Here is an 18,840-nt window from a genome sequence, read left to right as displayed (position 1 = left end):
CGCTACCCCAGAACCCCGGTGCCGCTCGGGGTGTGGGCGGGGTGTCTTCTTTTAACCACCCTGTCATGGGCGGGGCGGCCTGGGAAGGGGCTATGGGGGCGGGGGGGGGGGGTAAGCAGCGGGGCCCCCTTCGTGTATCGGAACTCGGCATCGCGCCAGCGGCGGCGCCCGCGCGAGGGCGGCCTGCCCAGGCTGCCACACGCAATAATGACGAGGTCCAGATGACGGCAAAGCCCCTCTATCGACGTGTCCTGCTGAAAGCGTCGGGCGAAGCGTTGATGGGCGAGCAGCATTTCGGCATCGATGTCTCGGTGGTCGACCGAATCGCCGCCGACATCGCCGAAGCCCGCGCACTTGGTATCGAGGTCGGCGTCGTCATTGGCGGCGGCAATATCTTTCGCGGCGTGGCGGTGGCATCCAAGGGCGGCGACCGTGTCACCGGCGACCACATGGGCATGCTGGCCACCGTCATCAACTCGCTGGCGCTGCGCACCTCGCTGAACAAGATCGGCGTCGACGCCGTCGTGCTGTCGGCTATAGCCATGCCCGAACTTTGCGAGAGTTTTTCCCAGCGCCAGGCCACCGCCTATATGAACCAGGGCAAGGTCGTCATTTTCGCCGGCGGCACCGGCAATCCGTTCTTCACCACCGATTCGGCCGCGGCCTTGCGCGCCGCCGAGATCGGCGCCGACGCGCTGTTCAAGGGCACCCAGGTCGACGGCGTCTATTCGGCCGATCCCAAGAAGGATCCGAATGCGACCCGCTTCGAGCGCATCAGCCATGCCGAAGTCATCAACAAGGGCCTTTCGATCATGGATACCGCCGCAATTGCACTTGCGCGCGAAAACAACATCCCGATAATCGTCTATTCGATCCACGAAAAAGGTGGTTTCGGCGATATTCTGCGGGGCGGCGGCCGTTGCACGATCGTCGCCGACGAATAATCCGGAGTATACTCTCCTAAAAAGGCTCAGTTTTCGAAAGAGGGTCCGGATATAGGCCCTAAGCAGTGAACCCGGATCAAACGGGTCGAGGAGACTAAGATGAGTGGTGAGTTCGACGACCTCAAGCGGCGCATGGATGGCGCGATCGCCGCCTTCAAGCACGATCTGGCTTCGCTGCGCACCGGCCGTGCCTCCAGCAATCTGCTCGACGCCATCCAGGTCCAGGCCTACGGCACCACCATGCCCATCAACCAGGTGGCGAACGTGTCGGTGCCGGAGCCGCGCATGATCTCGGTTTCGGTATGGGACAAGTCGATGGTCGGCGCGGTCGACCGTGCCATCAGAGAATCCAATCTCGGCTTCAATCCGATCGTCGACGGCACCAATCTCAGAATTCCGCTGCCCGAGCTCAACGAGCAGCGCCGCAAGGAACTGGTCAAAATTTCGCATGGCTACGCCGAGAACGCCCGCGTTGCGGTGCGCCATGTCCGTCGCGACGGCATGGACTTCTTGAAGAAGGCGGAAAAGGACGGCGACATCAGCGAGGACGATCAGCGCAAGCGCTCCGATCAGGTCCAGAAGCTGACCGACGAAACGATCAGCACCATCGATCACCTGCTTTCCGATAAGGAAGCTGAAATCATGCAGGTCTAGGGTCGGCCCACACCGGCCCGAAAGCGAGACAATGGCAACGCCCGCGCATGTCGCGATCATCATGGATGGAAACGGACGCTGGGCCAAAGCGCGCGGCATGCCGCGGCTTGCCGGCCATCGCGCCGGCGTCGAAGCGCTGCGCAAGACGGTGCGCGCCGCGCCCGGTCTCGGCATTTCCTTCCTGACCGTCTACGCCTTTTCGTCGGAAAACTGGTCGCGGCCCAAGGCCGAAGTGAGCGACCTGATGGGGCTTTTGAAGCTGTTCATCCGCCGCGATCTGGCCGAACTGCACCAGAACGGCGTGCGCGTCAGGATCATCGGTGACAGGGCGGGGCTGCAGCCGGACATCAGGGGCCTGCTCGAAGAGGCCGAATCGCTGACTGCGCGCAATGAATCGCTGACCTTGGTCATCGCCTTCAACTATGGCGGGCGCGACGAGATCGTGCGCACGGCACGCAAGCTCGCAGCCGCAGTGGCGCGCGGCGAGATCGACGCAGAGGCGATCACGGCAGACACTTTTGCCGGCGCCCTCGACACCGCAGGCATTCCCGATCCGGAGCTGGTCATCCGCACCAGTGGCGAGCTTCGGCTGTCGAACTTCCTTCTGTGGCAGGCAGCCTACAGCGAACTGGTTTTTCTGCCTTGCTACTGGCCTGACTTCAGCCGCGAACACCTGGCCGACGCATTGCGCGATTTTGCTGGCCGCGAGCGCCGTTTTGGCGGGCTTGCCGCTCAAGATGTCGCTGCCTCGTGATCGGCGGCGGGATGAACAATCTTCAGCTTCGCATCGTCTCGGCGCTGGTGCTGGCCGCAATAGCGCTTGGCCTGACCTGGTTGGGAGGGCTGTGGTTCCGCCTGCTTTGCGCCGGGATATCGGCGGTCATCTTCTATGAATGGGCGCGCATGTCGCGCCCCTTGGCCGGTGCGACCCTCGGCTTCATTCCCGAAGCGCTGCTTCTGGTTTTCGTCGTCGCCCTGGTTGCAGGCGTGCCGGCATCGTGGCTTCTGTCTCTTGTCCTGGCCATGGTTGTGGTCGCTGCTGTCGGCGCCCGTATGCGTGGAGCGGCGCAATGGGATGCAGCCGGTCTTGCCTACGCGGCTTTGTCCGGCTTATCGCTGGCGCTGCTGCGCGGCGGCGACCATCCCGGCCTGGTCGCAATCCTGTTTCTGTTCGCCGTGGTCTGGGCGACCGACATCTTCGCCTATTTCGTCGGCCGCTCCGTCGGTGGGCCCAAGCTCGCGCCATCTATATCCCCCGGCAAGACGCAGAGCGGCGCGCTTGGCGGCGCTGTCGGCGGCGTGGCCGCCGGCGTGCTTCTGGCTGCCGCCGCCGGGGCCGGCAATCTTGGCGTCCTCGCCTTGGTTGCGCTGGTGCTGTCGATTGTTGCCCAGGCTGGCGATCTCTTCGAATCCTGGGTCAAGCGCCGCCACGGCCGCAAGGATTCAAGCGCGTTGATACCCGGGCATGGCGGTGTCATGGACAGGGTGGACGGGCTTGTCGCGGCGGCTTTTGCCCTATACGTGATCGGCTGGATTTCGGCGGGCGCCGATCATCCGGCGCAGGGGCTGTTTCCGGCTTGAGTGATATTTCACGGCGAAGAAATGGCGCACGCCACGGATTCGCCTGGATTGATGTCACAGTCGCGGCGACACCTTTTGCCGCGGGTGAATTTGAGGGCACGACTTGAACGAAATTCTTCACGCGTTTTTCAGCACGGAAGGCTTTGTCCTCGGCACGCTGGTGCCGTTTCTGTTCGTGCTGACCGTGGTCGTCTTCATTCACGAAATGGGACATTACCTGGTCGGCCGCTGGTGCGGCATTGGCGTGAAGGCCTTTTCGATCGGCTTCGGCCCCGAACTTCTCGGCTTCAACGACAGCCACGGCACGCGCTGGAAGCTCTGCGCCATACCGCTCGGCGGTTATGTCAAATTCGTCGGCGACATGAGCGCCACGTCGAGCCAGCCGAGTTCGGAAGATCTGGAAACGCTGACTGACGCTGAACGCAAGGTCGCCTTCCACACGCAGCCGATCTGGAAACGCGCCGCCACGGTGGTGGCCGGACCGCTGTTCAACTTCCTTTTGACCATTGCCGTCTTTGCCGTGCTGTTTTCCCTCTATGGCCGCCCTGTGTTTGAGCCGATGGTGGCGGCGGTCACCGCCGGCAGTCCAGCCGAAAGGGCCGGCATTTTGCCAGGCGACCGATTCGTCGCCGTCGACGGCAGCAAGGTTGAGACCTTCGCCGACGTCCAACGCCTGGTCTCAGGCCGCGGCGGCGACGCTATCAGCTTCACCATGTTGCGCGACGGCAAGGAGGTCACCGTCGTCGCGACGCCGGAGCCGATGGAGCAGCTGGACGCACTGGGCAACAAGGTCAAGGTGGCCGTCATCGGCGTCGTCAACAACAAGGATGTCGGCCAGCCCAGGCTGATCACCTACAGCCCTGTCGGAGCAGTCGGCGCCGCGGTCGAGGAGACGGGGCACGTCATTCAGCGCACCGGCCAGTTCCTGCAGCGATTCGTTGTCGGCCGCGAAGACAAATGCCAGCTGGGCGGCCCGATCAAGATCGCCAAGATGTCGGGGCAGGCGGCAAAGCTGGGCTTCCTATGGCTGGTGCAACTCGTCGCCGGCCTGTCGGTCGGGATCGGAATTCTGAACCTTTTGCCGATTCCCCCCCTCGACGGCGGCCATCTCCTGTTCTACGCACTCGAAGCCGTTTTCCGGCGTCCGGTATCGGAGCGGATGATGGAAATGGGATACCGGGCCGGCCTCTTTCTGGTGCTGGGATTTATGGGCTTCGTCTTCTGGAACGATCTGTTTGGGTGCTGAAATCATGAAGAAATTTGGCTTCAGCACCGGCAATGTTGAGACGCCGTTTACCATGCACGGGGGTATGCGTGACGCGAAAGCCACGCATCAGGGTTAAGTAATTACAAATTAACCAGAAGCCTTGCGTGTAGGGAAAATCCGGTTAATACGGTAGGAGAAATTACCGCACGTCCGGTTTTCTCGCCGTGGGGACTTCGAGAAAAGGTACAAAAGCCCGATGAAGGCAGCATCCAAATTTTTGAGCGCCGCGTCCGCGGTGGCTATGTCCGCCGCTCTGGTTGTACCAGGTGCGCTCGCCGTGCAGTTCGTTGCCACATCTGCGGCGCAGGCAGCCGTTGTCTCGAGAGTCGAGGTCAGCGGCAACCAGCGTGTCGACGCCGACACCATCCGCAACTACATCACGATCAAGCCGGGCAAGGCGTTTTCCAGCGCCGATATCGACGATGCGGTCAAGGCGCTGTTCGGCACCGGGCTGTTCTCGGACGTGCAGATCAATCAGGTCGGTTCGACGCTGGTAGTCAAGGTTGCCGAATACCAGGTCGTCAACCAGGTTCTGTTCCAGGGCAACAAGAAGCTCAAGGACAACGCGCTGGCAGTCGCCGTGCAGTTGAAGCCGCGCGGGACGTTCTCGCAGGCAACGCTGGACTCCGATGTCGAGGCGGTAAAGGCTGCCTACAGGCGAATTGGCCGGGATGACGCCGCTGTCACGACGCAGATCATGGATCTCGGCGACAACCGCGTGAACGTGGTCTTCAACATCAACGAAGGCGGCCGCACCAAGATCGCCGCTGTCAATTTCGTCGGCAACAGCGCCTATTCGAGCCGCCGCCTGTCCGACGTCATCGCAACCAAGCGCTCGAGCTTCTTGTCCTTCGTGCTGCGTGACGACGTCTATGACGAGGACAAGCTCCGCGCCGACCAGGAATCGCTGCGCCGCTTCTATTACAATCACGGCTATGCCGACTTCCAGGTGGTCTCAGCCGTCGGCGAGCTCGACGACACGACCAACCAGTACACCGTTACCATCACCGTCCAGGAAGGCGACCGCTATACGTTCGGCGACGTCAGCGTCGAGAGCACCATTCCCGAAGTCGACTCGAAGGCGCTGGAATCGGTGGTTCAGACCCACAAGGGCGACGTCTACAACGCCAAGAATGTCGAGGACACCATCATCGCGCTGACCGAAAAGGTCGCGGGTTCGGGCTATGCCTTCGCCCAGGTGACGCCGCGCGGTGATCGCAACTTCGAGAACCACACCATTTCGGTCGTCTATACGATCGACCAGGGCACCAAGGCCTATATCGAGCGCATCGAAATCCGCGGCAACGACCGCACGCGCGACTATGTCATTCGTCGTGAGTTCGATGTCAGCGAAGGCGACGCCTTCAACCAGGTACTCATCCAGCGCGCGAAGAAGCGGCTGGAAAAGCTAGATTACTTTGAGAAAGTCGACGTTTCGACTGTCCCGGGTTCTGAGCCAGACCAGGTCGTGCTCGTGGTTGACGTAGTCGAGAAATCGACCGGCGAGTTCTCGGTTGGCGCAGGATATTCGACCGGTGGCGACACTGCGGGTCCGTCCGTCGAAGGTTCGGTCGCGGAGCGCAACTTCCTCGGTCGCGGCCAGTACATCAAGGTTTCGGCGGGTGGTGGCAAGAATTCGCGCGACTACAGCCTGTCCTTCACCGAGCCCTATTTCCTCGGGCGCCGTATCGCTGCCGGCTTCGACATCTTCCAGCAGACACGCAACTACGACCACTATGACAGCGAGACGCTGGGTGCGACGGTGCGCTTCGGCCTGCCGATCACCGACAACATCTCGACGCAGTTGGCGTACAATATCGCCCAGGAGAAGTACAAGCTCGACGACGGTTGCGATAACAATCCTGCCGTCCCGGGCAACGCCCCTGGCGACGGGATTCCCGACGCGGACTGCAACGTATCTGCGGCAATCGTCCAGGGAATTGATGAAAGCCCTTGGATCAAGTCGTCGGTCAGCCTTGGGTTGGTCTACAACACCATCGATGACATGAAGAGCCCGCATGAAGGCATCTACGCCACCACGACCATGGAAGTTGCCGGCCTTGGTGGCGATGCCAAATTCGTAAAGGTTACCGGTCGTGGGACTGTCTACCAGACGTTGTCCGAACAGCTGGACCTGGTCGGCCTGATCTCAGGCGGCGCCGGCCATATCCAAGGCTTCGGCGGTGACGGCCTGCGTATCTTCGATCAGTTCCAGAGCAGCGACCGCATGATCCGCGGCTTCGAGTATGGTGGCATCGGTCCTGCGGATATTGCAACGGGTGACCACCTCGGCGGCACCACCTATTTCAATGCGTCGGCGGAAGCTCAGTTCCCGATACCGGTCATTCCGGAAAGCTTTGGTGTGCGCGGCGCCGTGTTTGCTGATGCCGCCACACTGTATGGCAGCAAGATCAACGTCGCCGGGGTTACTCAAGCTTCAACTGATCTAGAGTTGCGCGCTTCGGTTGGTGTCGGCTTGTTGTGGTCATCGCCTTTCGGCCCGATCCGCATTGACTACGCGATGCCCGTCAAGAAGGAAAAGACCGACGACGTGCAGGAATTCAACTTCGGCATGTCGAGCCGCTTCTGATGCGCGGGTAACGATGCTTCCGGGCCGTTGGGGTCCGGAAGAGAATTGATCCGACCTAGCTGGATATTGCTTCTGGAATGACCGATCCGGTGTTCTTCGCGCCATCACGCCGGTATACGGCCGGCGAAGTCGCGAATCTGACCGGCGCATCGCTTGTCGATTCCGATCTTGCCCACATATCGATCGATGCGTTGGCGCCAGCCAATGAAGGCGGCGAGGGTGCGCTCGTCTTCGTCGACGGCAAGCGCAATTTCGCGCTGATGCAGTCGCTGAAGGCGGCGGCCGTGTTTTGTCCCGCCGAGTTCGCGGGCAAGGCGCCGGCAGGCATTGCGGTTCTGGTTCATCCGCGCCCGCAGCAGGCCTTCGCCATGATCGGCCGGCTGCTGTTCCCGACGGCGGCTACGCCGGGTCCGATGACCAGCGAAACCGGGGTCTCGCCGCAAGCTCATGTCGATGCCTCGGCGCATATCGAGGCCGGGGCGATCATCGAGGCCGGAGCGGTCATCGGCCCCCGCGCTTCCATCGGCAGCGGAACGGTCATTGCCCCCCACGCCGTTATCGGCCCCTCCTGCCAGATCGGCCGTGACGGCTACATTGGGCCGGGTGCCAGTGTTCAGTATGCGCTGATCGGCAACCGCGTCATCATTCATGGCGGCGCCAGGATAGGCCAGGACGGCTTCGGCTTTGTCGGTGGCGCCAAAGGCCCTGAGCGTGTGCCGCAGGTCGGCCGCGTCATCATCCAGGACGATGTCGAAATCGGCTCGAACACGACCGTCGATCGCGGCGCCATGTCGGATACGGTCATCGGTCAGGGCACCAAGATCGACAATCTGGTGCAGATCGCCCATAACGTTCGCATCGGCCGCAATTGCATTATTGCCGGGCTCTCTGGTATTTCCGGCTCCGTCACCGTCGGTGATGGTGTCACCATGGGCGGCGGCGTTGGCCTTGCCGATCATTTGACCATCGGATCAGGGGCCAAGCTTGCTGCAAGAAGCGGGTTCATGAGCAACGTGCCGGCGGGCGAGATCTGGGGAGGCTATCCGGCGCAGCCGATGGCGGAAGCCATGCGCGAGATCGCCATGCTGAGGAAGCTCGCCAGGACGCGCAAGCAGGGCGAAGGGGGAAGTAGCTGAGATGGTGCCGGCGACGCTCGAAGCGGTCGATATATTGGGGTTGATGAAGCTTTTACCGCATCGCTATCCCTTCCTGATGATCGATCGCATCATCGAAATCGACGGCAATGATTCTGCCATCGGCATCAAGAACGTGACCATCAATGAGCCGCATTTCCAGGGCCATTTCCCGGATCAGCCGGTGATGCCGGGCGTGCTCATCGTCGAGGCCATGGCGCAGACCGCCGGCGCGATCTGCATCCGTAACCTCAACACGGAAAAGCCGTCGCTGGTCTATTTCCTGACCATCGATAATGCGAAATTCCGCAAACCGGTCGTCCCGGGCGACCAGTTGAAAATCCACGTCAAGAAAATCAAGATGCGCGGCAACCTGCTCAAATTCGCCTGCGAGGCCATGGTGGAGGGCACAAAGGCCGCCGAAGCCGAGATCTCGGCAATGATGGTTACCGGCTGACGGTTCGAAATGCTCATGAAAATACAGACTTCAATCCACCCCTCGGCCGTCATCGAGGCCGGCGCGCAGATCGGCGAAGGCGCCGCAATAGGACCTTTCTGCTATGTCGGCGCTGACGCCGTGATCGGTGACCGCGTCGAACTGGTCAGCCATGTCTCGGTGCTGGGCGCGACAACCATTGGCGCCGCGACCAAGGTCTATCCAATGGCGACACTGGGCGGACCGCCGCAGAACACCAAGCACAAGGGCGGCCGCACCACTTTGGTCATCGGCCAGAACTGCACGATCCGCGAAGGCGTGACCATGCATCTCGGCACCGATTCCAGCCGCGGCGAGACGACCGTCGGCGACAACGGCAATTTCCTTGCCTATGCCCACATTGCCCATGATTGCGTCGTCGGTAAAAACGCCACCTTCGCCAATGGCGCGACCCTGGGCGGCCATTGCGAGGTCGGTGACAGCGTTTATATCGGCGGCCTCAGCGCCGTTCATCAGTTCGTGCGTGTTGGTGACAACGCCTTTCTCGGCGGCTGCTCGGCTTTTGTCGGCGATGTCATTCCCTACGCCATTGCGGTGGGCAATCGCGCCAGCCTGCGTGGACTCAACATCATTGGCCTGAAGCGCGCCGGGTTGCCGCGCGCAGAAATCTACCTGCTGCGCAAGGCTTACAAGACCATCTTCGACCGCTCCCGCACTGTCGGCGAGAACATCGAATTCGCCAAGGCCGAGTTTGCGTCGTCGCCGACGGCCATGAAAATCATCGATTTCATCACCAGTCGCGGCAAGCGGCATTTTGCCGTCCCGTCGCTTAAGGGTGGCGACGGCGACGATGCCGATGACGAAGGCTGAGGCCACTTCAACGGGCCTCGATCTTGCGCCGGACGCCAGGGTCGGCATCATTGCCGGCGGCGGTAGCTTGCCGGTCGAAGTTGCCGCCGGCCTGGCGGAGGCCGGACATCCGCCCGTCATCATCCTGGTCGAAGGTCAGGCCGACCGTCAGTCCGACCTCACAATCTATGAGCATGAAAGCCTTGCGCTGGAAGACATCGGCTCGCTGGTTGCGTTGCTGAGGCGCCGGCGGATCACCCATCTTGTGCTTGCCGGCGAGGTCAGGCGCAGGCCGCGGTTGGTCGACATGCGTCCGAACCTTGGGCTACTGGCACTTATACCCTCGCTCGCCATGGCGCTTGCCCGCGGCGATGACGGGCTGTTGAAGATATTGACCCGCGGCCTGGAGGCACGGGGCGTCAAGGTTGTCGGTGCGCATGAAGTCGTGCCCCGGCTCGTCGCGGCCGAAGGGCCGCTGACCAAAGCAGTGCCGCGAAAGTCCGACTGGCGCGATATCGAGGCGGCACACGCGGCGGCAAAGGCCATCGGCGCGCTCGACATTGGTCAGGCGGCAATTGCCATCGGTGGCCGCACTGTTGCCCTGGAAGGCGTCGAGGGCACCCACGGACTGCTCGAGCGGACGCAGCAGTTGCGCGGCCATGGCAGGCTGGCCGGCAAGACGCGCGGTGTCCTGGTCAAATGCGCCAAGCCTGGCCAGGAATTGCGTGCCGATCTGCCATCTATTGGCCCCCAGACCGTCGAGGCGGCGCATGCCGCGGGGCTCGCCGGCATTGCCGTCGAAGCCGGCCGTTCGCTCATCCTCGAAGGCCCCGCCGTTCTCGCGCGCGCCAATGCGCTCGGCCTGTTCGTGTTCGGCCTGCCGGCTGCGGAGTCTGTCCATGGCAGCTGAGAAGCCGCTGAAGATTGCCATCGTCGCCGGCGAAGAATCCGGCGACCTGCTGGGCGCCGACATCGTGCAGGCGCTGAAGCGCATGACCGGGCGCGAGGTGCAACTCGTCGGCACTGGCGGGCGGCATCTGCAGGCGCTCGGACTGGCGCCGCTGTTCGACGGCGCCGAGATCGCGCTGATGGGGCTCAGCGCGATCCTGCGTGACCTGCCGCGCCTGATGCGGCGGATCAGCCAGACGGCAAGTGCTGTCGCCGCCGAAAAACCCGACTGTCTGATCACCATCGACAGCCCCGATTTCTCGCTGCGCGTCGCCAAAAAGGTCCGCGCCACCGATACGTCGATCCCGATCGTCCATTATGTCTGCCCGAGCGTCTGGGCGTGGCGGCCGGGTAGGGCGGCCGCGATGAAGCCCTATGTCGACCACATACTGTGCATCCTGCCTTTCGAGGTAAAGGAGCTCAGCCGTCTCGGCGGCCCGCCCGGCACTTACGTCGGACATCGCCTCACGCATGATCCAGGCGTGCTGGGCGCGGCCAGGGCGCAAGCCCAGCCACGCGATCTCTCGGCCGATCACGTCAAGACGCTGCTCGTCCTGCCAGGGTCGCGGCGCGGCGAGGTGAGCCGGCTTATCGGTCCGTTCGGCGAGACGGTGTCGGCGCTGCGCGCGCGTGGCCACCGGCTGCGGCTGTTGCTGCCGACTGTGCCGCATGTCGCCGAACTGGTCAAAACATCGGTGGCGCGCTGGGATCAGGAGCCGGAAGTCATCCTCGATCCCGAGCGCAAGTGGCAGGCCTTCGGCAAGGCCGATGCGGCGCTGATCGCGTCTGGAACGGTGTCACTGGAACTGGCGATGTCGGGTGTCCCGATGATCTCTTGCTACAAGTTCGATCCGATCATGCTGATGGCGCAGAGCCTGATCACGGTGTGGAGCGCTGCTTTGCCCAACCTTATTGCCGACCGGCCGGTCGTGCCGGAAAGCTACAACCAGTATGTGCGGCCGCACTATCTGGCGCGGCAGCTCGAGGCACTGTTCTCAGACACCGCCTACCGCGCTTGGCAAAAGGACGGCTTTGGCGAGGTTGCCAGACGCATGGCCACCGACAGGCCCTCCGGCGACATCGCCGCCGATGTCGTTCTTCGCCACATCGGGAGAGCGAATAGGGCTTAGCGAGTGAATAGTGAATAGTGAATAGGATTAACGCGCTCTCGACTATAATCAAGCTTCTACTTACTACCTGCTATTCACTACTTACCATTCACCATTCACTCTCTTTCACCTTTTCGCAATCGGCACGTAGTCGCGTTCCGGGGCGCCGGTATAGAGCTGGCGCGGGCGGCCGATCTTCTGGTGCGGGTCCTCGATCATTTCCTTCCACTGCGCGATCCAGCCGACGGTGCGCGCGACCGCGAACAGCACGGTGAACATGGTGGTGGGGAAGCCCAGCGCCTTCAGCGTGATGCCGGAATAGAAATCGACGTTCGGATAGAGCTTCTTTTCGATGAAGTAGGAATCGGTCAGCGCGATCTTTTCCAGCTCCATGGCGATGTCGAGCAGCGGATCGTCCTTGATGCCGAGTTCGCCGAGCACCTCATGCGCCGTCTTCTGCATGATTTTCGCACGAGGATCGTAGTTCTTGTAGACGCGATGGCCGAAGCCCATCAGCCGGAACGGATCGTTCTTGTCCTTGGCGCGGGCGATGAATTCCGGGATGTGGTCGACATGGCCGATTTCTCCCAGCATGTTGAGCGCCGCCTCATTGGCGCCGCCATGCGCCGGGCCCCACAGGCAGGCGATGCCGGCGGCGATGCAGGCGAACGGATTGGCGCCCGACGAGCCTGCAAGCCGCACGGTCGAGGTCGAGGCGTTCTGCTCGTGGTCGGCATGCAGGATGAAGATGCGCTCCATGGCGCGCGCCAGCACCGGATTGATCTTGTATTCCTCGCACGGAACCGCAAAGCACATATGCAGGAAGTTGGCGGCGAAGTTCAGCTCGTTCTTCGGGTAAATGAAGGGCTGGCCGATATGGTATTTGTAGGCCATGGCCGCAATCGTCGGCATCTTGGCAATCAGCCGCATCGAGGCGACCATGCGCTGATACGGGTCCGAAATGTCGGTGGAGTCGTGATAGAAGGCCGACAGCGCGCCGACCACGCCGCACATCACAGCCATCGGATGCGCGTCGCGGCGGAAGCCGGTGAAGAAGCGCGACATCTGCTCGTGCACCATGGTGTGGCGCGTCACCCGGTAGTCGAAATCGTCCTTCTGTGCCTTGGTCGGCAGTTCGCCGTAGAGCAGGAGGTAGCAGACTTCGAGGAAGTCGCCATGCTCGGCCAGCTGGTCGATGGGATAGCCGCGGTGAAGCAGGATGCCGGCATCGCCGTCGATGAAGGTTATCGCCGACTCGCAGCTCGCCGTCGAAGTGAAGCCGGGATCGTAGGTGAAGGCGCCGGTGGTGTTGTAGAGCGCACCGATGTCGATGACGTCGGGCCCGACCGACCCGCTTCGCACCTTGAATTCATGCGTCTTGCCGGCCAGTTCGAGCGTGGCAGTCGACGGGTGCGTCGTCTTGCTGCCGGTTTCCAGTCTTGTCGCAGCTTCGCTCATTCTCAAACTCCTTCATCTTCCTCATGCCGGCAAGGCAATTCCTGCAAACGACACGTCGAAATCACCGGAATGCGCGAACTCGCCACCGCATTTAGGAAGTGCGTGCCAGATTGGGCCAAGGCCTAATGTTGCACTGCGAAACCCGCCTTTCAATGCCAATCTTTTTGGGCCAGCTCGCTCCTAATCGATTTGATCCGCAATCCGCGCCAGGCTTTCCTCGCGGCCAAGCACGGCAAGCACGTCGAACACGCCGGGCGAGGTGCTGCGGCCGGTAAGGGCCGCCCGGAGCGGTTGGGCCACGGCGCCGAGCTTGTGGCCGCCGGCCGCTGCGAACTCGCGCACCGCGGCTTCAGCCGCGGCAGCCGACCAATCGCCCGAAACAGTCTGCAAAGCGGCATGTGCGCCGCGCAGGATCGCGCGCGCGTCGGCACTGAGCAGTGCTGCCGCCTTCTCGTCGATCGGCAGCGGCCGCTCGACGAACAGGAAGGCAGCGCCATCGGCCAGTTCCACCAGCGTCTTGGCGCGCTCTTTCAGGCCCGGCAAGGCGGCCAGCAGCTGCGCCTTCCTGGCGTCGTCGAGACGGGCGGCGATAGCAGATCCGCCTTCGAGGTATGGCAGAGTGGCGACGAAAATGTCGAACAGCTCGGTATCGGCCATCTTGCGCATATGCGCGCCGTTGATTGACTCGAGCTTGGCGAAGTCGAAGCGCGCCGCACCCTTGTTGACATCGCCGATGTCGAACCACGAAATCATGTCCTTGATCGACATGATCTCGTCGTCGCCATGGCTCCAGCCGAGCCTTGCCAGATAGTTGAGCAGTGCCTCGGGCAGATAGCCCATGGCGCGATAAGCCTCGACACCAAGTGCGCCGTGCCGCTTCGACAGCTTGGCGCCGTCGGCGCCGTGGATCAGCGGGATATGCGACATCGACGGCACGTCCCAGCCCATCGCGTTGTAGATCACCGTCTGGCGCGCGGCGTTGGTCAGATGGTCGTCGCCACGGATGATGTGGGTGACGCCCATGTCATGGTCGTCGACGACGACGGCATGCATGTAGGTCGGGTTGCCGTCCGAGCGCAGGATGATGAAATCGTCGAGGTCCTTGTTGGGGAAGCGCACCTCGCCCTGCACACGGTCGTGCACCACGGTTTCGCCCTCGGTCGGCGCCTTGATGCGGATGGCGCCCTTGACGCCGGGAGGCGCCTCCGAGGGGGCACGATCGCGCCACTGGCCGTTGTAGCGAGGCGGCAGGCCCTTGGCGCGTGCGGCCTCGCGCATCGCCTCGAGCTCGGCAGGCGTCTCGTAGCTGTAATAGGCCTTGCCCAGGCGCACCAGCTCCTCGGCCACCTCACGGTGGCGCGGCGCGCGCTCGAACTGCGATATGGCCTCACCGTCCCAGGAAAGGCCGAGCCAGGTCAGCCCATCCAGAATGGCCTGTGTCGCCGCCTCGTTGAAGCGTTCGCGGTCGGTGTCCTCGATGCGCAGCACCATCGTGCCGCCGGTGTGCTTGGCGTACAGCCAGTTGAACAGCGCCGTGCGCGCGCCGCCGATATGCAGATAGCCGGTGGGCGAGGGGGCAAAACGGGTGACGACCGTGTCGGACATGGAACTCTCGGGAAGTTTGGAAAGCGGGGCGTGATCGCGCGGACTTTCGCGCTTTGCGCGTTCATGTAGCATAGGAGGTCTGGGGCGCAAGGGGCAGACCCGATGGCTGGACGAGGCCGGGGCACGTCGGCAATTATCGGTTGCGTCAACGGGCGCCGGAGCCTTGTAGCACAAAATCTGTTCGCACCTCCGCGCAACCTCATTTGGCAGCAGCGTCAATGTCTGGGTTTCATTCGGCTGCAGCGTCCGTCACAGTGCCTGGAACATCGCTGCGACGGTGGTAGCCCCCTCTGACGAGCGGACATTTCTTCACGAATGCGGCACTGCCCGACTACAACGCCGCCGTGACAGCGTTGGCTTGGTCACGCATATTGACCTTCTGCAATCATTATCGTGAACACAGCAACTGTGTGCGGTCCGGTCTCGCCACGAAGGAGGAATGATTGAAAGAAGGGCTCCCGATGACCAGCAACGCCGACCATACGGAGGGTGATCCGTTCTACCATGGTACCCGGGCGGATTTGAAACCCGGGGATCTGCTGAGCGTCGGCCACCCTTCCAATTTCAGAGGTAAACCACTGTCATGGATCTATTTCACCCAGACACTGGAAGCCGCCATCTGGGGAGCAGAGCTTGCAACGGGTGACGGTCGTCAAAGGATTTACATCGTAAAGCCGACAGGGTTTTTTATGGATGACCCTAACCTGACCGATAAAAAATTTCCCGGCAATCCGACGAAATCCTACCGCTCCCGTGATCCGTTGCTCATCCTGGGGGAGCTCGCTGAATGGCAGGGTCATACACCGGAACAATTGAAGGCAATGCACGATGGGCTTGCTCGCCTGAGGGCGGAGGGCCGGGATATGATTGAGGATTGAGCGTCCTTGGCGGGTCAATTCCGGCGCGGTGGATGCGACCGCACGGACTTTCGCGCTTTGCGCGTTCATGTAGCATAGGAGGTCTGGGGCGCAAGGGGCAGACCCGATGGCTGGACGTGGCCGGGGCACGAAGGAAGGCGAAGGCGGCGAGGCAAGCGTCAGCGAACGCTCGCTGTTTGCCGATAGTCCCTATGCCGAGCCGCTGCCCCTCGCGCTGCCTGAGCCGCATCCCGGCATAGCGCCCGCGCTGCCCGGTGACGCGTTGCCGGCGCAAGTCACAGCGCCCGGATCTATCGCCCGACTGCGCAGACGGCTTCGCCGCCCGTCATGGCCCGCGCTCCGCCGCAGCCTTGCCGTGGCTGCCGACACGGAGCTCGACCGGGGCGTCGCCTTCCTGCTGGTCCCGGTTTTCCTGGCAGCCGGCGTCATCGTCTACTTCTCGCTGGCCGGCGAGCCGGGCTTTGCGCAGCCAATCGCCATTGTGGTGCTGGCGACATGTTGCGCTGTCGCCACGCGATCGCGGCCGAGGACGCATCTGTTCTGCATGGCCGCGATGCTGTGCGCGCTCGGCGTCGTCGCCGCCAAGGTCGAGACCTGGCGCGCCGGAACGCAGATGCTCGGCTCCGAGATTCAGACACGGCTGACCGGCCGCGTCGTCAGTCTCGAACAGATGGAAAGCGGCCGCATCAGGCTGACGCTCGACGTGGTTTCGACCGCTTACCCCGAGCTGCGCTACGCCCCGGAGCGGGTCAGGCTCTCGGCGCGGACCGTTCCCGCCGATATGACCGCCGGCTCCCTGATCACCGGCTATGCCAGGCTGTTGCCGCCGACCGGTCCGGTGCGGCCGGAGAGCTACGATTTCTCCTTCGACAGCTATTTCACCGGTATCGGCGGCAGCGGCTTCTTTCTCGGCAATCCGAAAACCATTGCTACGCAGGGACCGCCGCCGCTGACCGCACGGCTCTCCTCGGCAATCGAGAACGCGCGCGAAAACATTGCCGACCATATCAGGGGCAAGATCGGCGGCGCCGAAGGCGAGATTGCCGCGGCGCTGATTGTCGGCGTGCGCGCCGGCATCCCGGACGAGGTCAACGAAGCGATGCGGCGCACCGGCATCTACCACATCATCTCCATCTCCGGCCTGCACATGGCGCTGGTTGCCGGCACCATCATGGCGTTGCTGCGTGGCGCCTTTGCGCTGTTTCCCGTTTTCTCTTCGCGCCGGCCGGTGAAGAAATATGCGGCCGCGGCAGCGCTTGTCTCGATCGCCGCCTATCTCGTTATTTCAGGCGTCGTGGTTGCCGCCGAGCGCAGCTTCATCATGCTGGCGGTCATGCTTGTCGCCGTGCTGTTTGATCGCGCCGCACTCACCATGCGCAATCTGGCGATCTCCGCCATTGCCGTCATCCTGGTGTCGCCGCACGAGGTGGTCGGTCCCAGCTTCCAGATGTCGTTTGCCGCCACCGCCGCCCTTGTCGGCGCCTATGCCGGCTGGGCCGATTACCGCGCCGACAAGGTGAGAACGCCGCTGGCAAAGCGCTCCTTCGTCGGCTTCCTGTCGCGAAAATTCGCGCTGGCCATGGGCGGCCTCGCCATGACCTCGATCATCGCCGGCAGTGCAACCTTGCTGTTCGCCATCTGGCATTTTCAGCGTGTGTCGCCGCTCAGCCTGATCGCCAATCTGGCCGTGATGCCGATTGTTTCGTTGATCGTCATGCCCTTTGCCGTGCTCAGCGCACTGGCGATGCCGTTCGGCGCCGACGGGCCGTTCCTCTATGTGATGGGCAAGGGTCTGATGGCGATGATCGCTATATCGGCCTGGATTTCCGAGCGCTCGCCGGTCGACGCCGTCGGGCTGATCTCCATCCGCTCGGTGCTGTTGGTGGCAGTCGCCCTCGTCATCGCCACCATGGCCACCACCTGGCTCAGGCTGGCGGCCGTGCCTTTCGCGCTGGCCGGCCTGTTGACGGTGCCGCAGGTGCTTACGCCCGACGTGCTCATATCCGAGGACGCACATTTGGTGGCCATGCAGATCGGTGGCGGCGAACTCGCCCTCAACCGCGAACGCTCCAACGAATTCACCACGGACAATTGGAAACGGGCGCTGCGGGCCGAAACCATTATCCCGCCCGAGATTTTCGAGGCAACAGATACGCGGTTCGATCTCGATCCGCTCGATCTGCCGCCCGGCTCGCCCTTCTATTGCACCGGCGATCTCTGTATCGCTCGACACCCTTCCGGAGCCATTGTAGCTCTTGCGAAAGACCGCAAGACGGCGCGGCCGGCCTGTGCCTTCGCGAGCCTGATCGTCATCGATGACGCCACCGCCTACAATCCGTGCCGCGACCCGCTGGTCCTGGTCGTGACGAAGAAACAGCTGGCCCGCGACGGCAGCGCCGCCGTCTTCTTCGATCCGCAATCGGCAGCGGCAGCGCCAACCATCCGGTTCGCCGTCGACAAGCCGTATCGCCCCTGGCACGAGCAACGCCGCTTCTCCCGCGACGCGCGCGGCCTGCCGCCTTACAACCAGCGTGAAAAGTACAAACCCAAGCCGGCTCAGTAGCGCCGGATCAATCCGACAAGCTTGCCCTGCACCTTCACCCTGTCCGGTCCAAAAATGCGGGTCTCGTAGGCCGGGTTGGCGGCTTCCAGGGCGATCGAGGCGCCCTTGCGGCGGAAGCGTTTCAGGGTCGCTTCCTCATCGTCGACCAACGCCACCACGATCTCGCCGGGGCTGGCTGTGTCGGCATTGCGGATGATGACCGTGTCGCCATCGAAAATGCCGGCCTCGATCATCGAATCGCCCTTGACCTCGAGCGCGTAGTGTTCACCGCCCATGATCATGTCGGGCGGCACCGAGATCGAATGGGTCTGATGCTGGATGGCGTCGATCGGCACGCCGGCGGCGATGCGTCCCATCACCGGGATTGAAATCGCGGAAACGGCATCGTCATTGCCGGCAGACATCGAACGCGACGGCGAGCCCGCCTTGATCTGGCGGCCGAGACCGCCTTGGCCCATCCCGCCTTGGCCCATCCCGCCTTGTCCTTGGCCGCCTTGCCCTTGGCCGGCTTGACCAAGACTGCCCTGAATGACGCTCGGCGAAAACTTCCTCGCCGCGTTGAGGCCTGGTGCGATCGAGTCGGGCAGCCGCAGCACTTCCAGCGCGCGCGCCCGGTTCGGCAGCCGGCGAATGAAACCGCGCTCCTCAAGCGCCGTGATCAGGCGGTGGATGCCGGACTTGGAGGCGAGGTCGAGCGCTTCCTTCATCTCGTCGAAGGACGGCGGGATTCCGCTCTCCTTCAGGCGTTCATGGATGAACATCAGAAGCTCATGTTGTTTGCGCGTCAGCATCGCGGCCCCCAAGGGTTCTGAAACCAGAATCAGA

General features: G+C 62.8%; 16 protein-coding genes. 13 read left to right on the top strand and 3 right to left on the bottom strand.

Annotated features, from left to right (window positions below; genetic code table 11):
- The first annotated feature begins 221 nt into the window (after nt 1-221).
- The 11 genes from pyrH (at nt 222) to lpxB (ending at nt 11,532) form a co-directional block, all read left to right on the top strand.
- The gene (gene pyrH / locus NKH35_RS18170) at nt 222-944 is read left to right on the top strand and encodes a UMP kinase (RefSeq protein WP_023671026.1); all 723 of its coding nucleotides are present in this window, start codon (nt 222-224) and stop codon (nt 942-944) included.
- Nucleotides 945-1,043: 99 nt separating this feature from the next.
- Nucleotides 1,044-1,598, top strand: coding sequence for a ribosome recycling factor (gene frr / locus NKH35_RS18165; RefSeq protein ID WP_023671027.1), 555 nt, complete (start codon nt 1,044-1,046; stop codon nt 1,596-1,598).
- Nucleotides 1,599-1,629: 31 nt separating this feature from the next.
- Nucleotides 1,630-2,352 (top strand): isoprenyl transferase, encoded by a 723-nt coding sequence (locus tag NKH35_RS18160; protein ID WP_023748403.1) that lies wholly within the window; start codon nt 1,630-1,632, stop codon nt 2,350-2,352.
- Between the two features lie 11 nt (nt 2,353-2,363).
- Nucleotides 2,364-3,179 carry a phosphatidate cytidylyltransferase gene (locus tag NKH35_RS18155; protein WP_023696555.1) on the top strand — a complete coding sequence of 272 codons (816 nt, stop codon included), beginning with the start codon at nt 2,364-2,366 and terminating at the stop codon, nt 3,177-3,179.
- Between the two features lie 103 nt (nt 3,180-3,282).
- A complete protein-coding gene (gene rseP, locus NKH35_RS18150; protein WP_023754870.1) occupies nt 3,283-4,425 on the top strand; it encodes an RIP metalloprotease RseP in 1,143 nt (380 codons plus the stop codon).
- Between the two features lie 217 nt (nt 4,426-4,642).
- Nucleotides 4,643-7,036 carry an outer membrane protein assembly factor BamA gene (gene bamA / locus NKH35_RS18145; protein WP_023684694.1) on the top strand — a complete coding sequence of 798 codons (2,394 nt, stop codon included), beginning with the start codon at nt 4,643-4,645 and terminating at the stop codon, nt 7,034-7,036.
- Between the two features lie 77 nt (nt 7,037-7,113).
- Nucleotides 7,114-8,172 (top strand): UDP-3-O-(3-hydroxymyristoyl)glucosamine N-acyltransferase, encoded by a 1,059-nt coding sequence (gene lpxD / locus NKH35_RS18140; RefSeq protein ID WP_352915690.1) that lies wholly within the window; start codon nt 7,114-7,116, stop codon nt 8,170-8,172.
- Nucleotide 8,173: 1 nt separating this feature from the next.
- A complete protein-coding gene (gene fabZ / locus NKH35_RS18135; protein WP_023684696.1) occupies nt 8,174-8,626 on the top strand; it encodes a 3-hydroxyacyl-ACP dehydratase FabZ in 453 nt (150 codons plus the stop codon).
- A 15-nt stretch (nt 8,627-8,641) separates the two neighbouring features.
- Nucleotides 8,642-9,475, top strand: a complete 834-nt coding sequence (gene lpxA / locus NKH35_RS18130) for an acyl-ACP--UDP-N-acetylglucosamine O-acyltransferase (RefSeq protein ID WP_023706235.1) — start codon at nt 8,642-8,644, stop codon at nt 9,473-9,475.
- Nucleotides 9,462-10,364 carry an LpxI family protein gene (locus NKH35_RS18125; protein ID WP_352915687.1) on the top strand — a complete coding sequence of 301 codons (903 nt, stop codon included), beginning with the start codon at nt 9,462-9,464 and terminating at the stop codon, nt 10,362-10,364. The genes lpxA and NKH35_RS18125 overlap by 14 nt, the downstream gene beginning before the upstream one ends.
- Nucleotides 10,354-11,532, top strand: a complete 1,179-nt coding sequence (gene lpxB, locus NKH35_RS18120) for a lipid-A-disaccharide synthase (RefSeq protein WP_023726646.1) — start codon at nt 10,354-10,356, stop codon at nt 11,530-11,532. Before NKH35_RS18125 ends, lpxB begins: the two co-directional genes overlap by 11 nt.
- Before the next feature lie 105 nt (nt 11,533-11,637).
- Here the strand turns inward: lpxB and gltA are convergent, their stop codons facing one another.
- Both gltA and gltX read right to left on the bottom strand, forming a co-directional pair.
- Nucleotides 11,638-12,969, bottom strand: a complete 1,332-nt coding sequence (gene gltA, locus NKH35_RS18115) for a citrate synthase (RefSeq protein ID WP_023671037.1) — start codon at nt 12,967-12,969, stop codon at nt 11,638-11,640.
- A 180-nt stretch (nt 12,970-13,149) separates the two neighbouring features.
- On the bottom strand, nt 13,150-14,574 hold the full coding sequence (gene gltX, locus NKH35_RS18110; protein ID WP_023726645.1) for a glutamate--tRNA ligase: 1,425 nt from the start codon (nt 14,572-14,574) through the stop codon (nt 13,150-13,152).
- A gap of 461 nt (nt 14,575-15,035) precedes the next feature.
- Between gltX and arr the strand changes: the two genes are divergently transcribed.
- Both arr and NKH35_RS18100 read left to right on the top strand, forming a co-directional pair.
- Nucleotides 15,036-15,452: an NAD(+)--rifampin ADP-ribosyltransferase gene (arr, locus tag NKH35_RS18105; protein ID WP_023671039.1), complete on the top strand. Its 417-nt coding sequence runs from the start codon at nt 15,036-15,038 to the stop codon at nt 15,450-15,452.
- 106 nt (nt 15,453-15,558) lie between these two features.
- On the top strand, nt 15,559-18,015 hold the full coding sequence (locus NKH35_RS18100; RefSeq protein WP_023693448.1) for a ComEC/Rec2 family competence protein: 2,457 nt from the start codon (nt 15,559-15,561) through the stop codon (nt 18,013-18,015).
- Here NKH35_RS18100 and lexA read toward each other — a convergent pair.
- A complete protein-coding gene (gene lexA / locus NKH35_RS18095) occupies nt 18,009-18,806 on the bottom strand; it encodes a transcriptional repressor LexA (RefSeq protein WP_352787802.1) in 798 nt (265 codons plus the stop codon). The two genes, NKH35_RS18100 and lexA, sit on opposite strands and share 7 nt — an antisense overlap.
- Nucleotides 18,807-18,840: the final 34 nt, after the last annotated feature.

The organism is Mesorhizobium sp. M1143 (assembly GCF_040318435.1).
GTDB lineage: Bacteria > Pseudomonadota > Alphaproteobacteria > Rhizobiales > Rhizobiaceae > Mesorhizobium.
This window is presented reverse-complemented; position numbering and strand designations above follow the sequence as displayed.

Excerpts from the sequence above, each read along its gene's own strand:
- pyrH (WP_023671026.1), top strand. The coding sequence starts at position 222 with ATGACGGCAAAGCCCCTCTATCGACGTGTCCTGCTGAAAGCGTCGGGC.
- frr (WP_023671027.1), top strand. The coding sequence starts at position 1,044 with ATGAGTGGTGAGTTCGACGACCTCAAGCGGCGCATGGATGGCGCGATC.
- NKH35_RS18160 (WP_023748403.1), top strand. The coding sequence starts at position 1,630 with ATGGCAACGCCCGCGCATGTCGCGATCATCATGGATGGAAACGGACGC.
- NKH35_RS18155 (WP_023696555.1), top strand. The coding sequence starts at position 2,364 with ATGAACAATCTTCAGCTTCGCATCGTCTCGGCGCTGGTGCTGGCCGCA.
- bamA (WP_023684694.1), top strand. The coding sequence starts at position 4,643 with ATGAAGGCAGCATCCAAATTTTTGAGCGCCGCGTCCGCGGTGGCTATG.
- lpxD (WP_352915690.1), top strand. The coding sequence starts at position 7,114 with ATGACCGATCCGGTGTTCTTCGCGCCATCACGCCGGTATACGGCCGGC.
- fabZ (WP_023684696.1), top strand. The coding sequence starts at position 8,174 with ATGGTGCCGGCGACGCTCGAAGCGGTCGATATATTGGGGTTGATGAAG.
- lpxA (WP_023706235.1), top strand. The coding sequence starts at position 8,642 with ATGAAAATACAGACTTCAATCCACCCCTCGGCCGTCATCGAGGCCGGC.
- NKH35_RS18125 (WP_352915687.1), top strand. The coding sequence starts at position 9,462 with ATGACGAAGGCTGAGGCCACTTCAACGGGCCTCGATCTTGCGCCGGAC.
- lpxB (WP_023726646.1), top strand. The coding sequence starts at position 10,354 with ATGGCAGCTGAGAAGCCGCTGAAGATTGCCATCGTCGCCGGCGAAGAA.
- gltA (WP_023671037.1), bottom strand. The coding sequence starts at position 12,969 with ATGAGCGAAGCTGCGACAAGACTGGAAACCGGCAGCAAGACGACGCAC.
- gltX (WP_023726645.1), bottom strand. The coding sequence starts at position 14,574 with ATGTCCGACACGGTCGTCACCCGTTTTGCCCCCTCGCCCACCGGCTAT.
- arr (WP_023671039.1), top strand. The coding sequence starts at position 15,036 with ATGACCAGCAACGCCGACCATACGGAGGGTGATCCGTTCTACCATGGT.
- NKH35_RS18100 (WP_023693448.1), top strand. The coding sequence starts at position 15,559 with ATGGCTGGACGTGGCCGGGGCACGAAGGAAGGCGAAGGCGGCGAGGCA.
- lexA (WP_352787802.1), bottom strand. The coding sequence starts at position 18,806 with ATGCTGACGCGCAAACAACATGAGCTTCTGATGTTCATCCATGAACGC.